This is a genomic window from Ideonella sp. FW305-24, from assembly GCF_058788035.1.
The window spans coordinates 1-1,635 of sequence record NZ_JBYTAI010000042.1 but is presented as its reverse complement, the minus strand read 5'-3'; the positions used below and the strand labels follow the sequence as shown (position 1 = coordinate 1,635).

Sequence of the window (1,635 nt, the reverse complement as noted above, 5' to 3'; positions counted from 1 at the left end):
GATGGTGGCGGCTTCGAACAGGTCGGTGCTGTACTCCAGCTCGCCGTGCAGGCCTTGCGGGTCTTCGGTCAGCGTCAGCGTCAGGTCGAACTTCGCGGTGACCCGCTCGCCCGGCACGAATGCCAGTTGCAGGCCGGGCAATTCCAGCTTCATCGGCGCGTTCTGCAAGACCAGCATGACCTGGAACAGCGGCGTGAAGCTGCTGTCGCGCTCAGGCTGAAGCGCCTCGACCAATTGCTCGAACTGCACGTCCTGGTTCGCGTAGGCATCCAGGGTGTGGCCCCTCACCTGCGCGAGCAGCGCATTGAATCCGAGGCTGAGGTCGACCTGGGTGCGCAGCACCAGCGTGTTGACGAACAGGCCGATCAGCCCCTCGATCTCGGCGCGGTTGCGGTTGGCGATGGGCGTGCCGATGCAGATGTCGGTCTGCCCGGCATGGCGGGCCAGCAGCACGTTGAACGCGGCGCACAGTGTCATGAACAAGGTGCTCTGGCGCTTTCGGCTCAGCGCCAGCAGCTTGGCATGCACCTCTGCAGGCACGGCATACGCCACGGACGCACCAGATTGGCTCTGCACCGCAGGGCGCGGCCTGTCGGTCGGCAAGGCCAGCAGCTTGGGGCTGTCTGCCAGCTGCTGGCGCCAGTAAGCCAGTTGCTGCGCCAGCACCTCGCCAGCCAGCCATTGCCGCTGCCAGCGGGCGAAATCGACGTAGCGCATCGGCAGCTCGGGCAGCGCCGCAGCAGCTCCCATCGCGCGGCCGGCATACAGCACACCGACTTCCCGCACCAGGATGCCCATGGACCAGCCATCGGAGACGATGTGGTGCATCGTCAGCAGCAGCAGGTGTTCCTCGTCGCCAAGCTGCAGCAGGCCACCGCGGACCAACGGGCCGGTCTGCAGGTCGAATGGCGTGCGTGCCTGGTCCAGCATCAACCACTGCATCCGGGCCTCGCGCTCCATGCGCGGCAGATCGCGCAGGTCGTTGAGCGCCAGCGTCACCTCCAGTCGCGGCAGGATCTTCTGCACCGGCATGCCGCCGGTGCTTTCGAAGTACGCGCGCAGCGCGTCATGGCGGCCGATCACCGCGTTGAACGCGAAGGCCAGGGCCTCGTGGTCCAGCTTGCCCGTGAGGCGCACGGCCGCGGGGATGTTGTAGAGCGGGCTGTGGCGTTCCAGCTGGTCCAGGAACCACAGCCGCTGCTGGGCAAAGGACAGCGGATGACCTTCCGAGGTCTCGGCCGGCGCGGACGGCACGGCGGCCGGCACAGCGGTCGGTTCTGCGGTCGGTTCGGCCTCATCGGGCGCCACCAGTTGCACCATCTCGCCCAGCGTGGGCGCCTCGAAGATTGCGCGCAGCGAGATCTCGGTGCCAAACGCCGCGTTGACGCGCGACATCAGCTGCGTGGCCAGCAAGGAATGCCCGCCCAGGTCGAAGAAGTTGTCGCCCAGGCCGACCTGTTCGACCTTCAGCACGTCCTTCCAGACCGCTGCCAGCTTCAGCGCGTTCTCGGTGCGGGGCGCCAGGTATGCGACCTCGCCCTGGGACATGTCAGGCGCAGGCAGCGCCTTGCGGTCCACCTTGCCATTGGCCGTCAGCGGCATCGCCGCCAGGCTCACGAAGTGGCTGGGCAGCAT

General features: G+C 67.3%; 1 protein-coding gene. It reads right to left on the bottom strand.

The window, feature by feature from the left end:
- Nucleotides 1-1,635, bottom strand: a 1,635-nt coding sequence (locus tag AC3WR5_RS33405) for a condensation domain-containing protein (RefSeq protein ID WP_492490101.1), incomplete at both ends; no start/stop codon positions are given.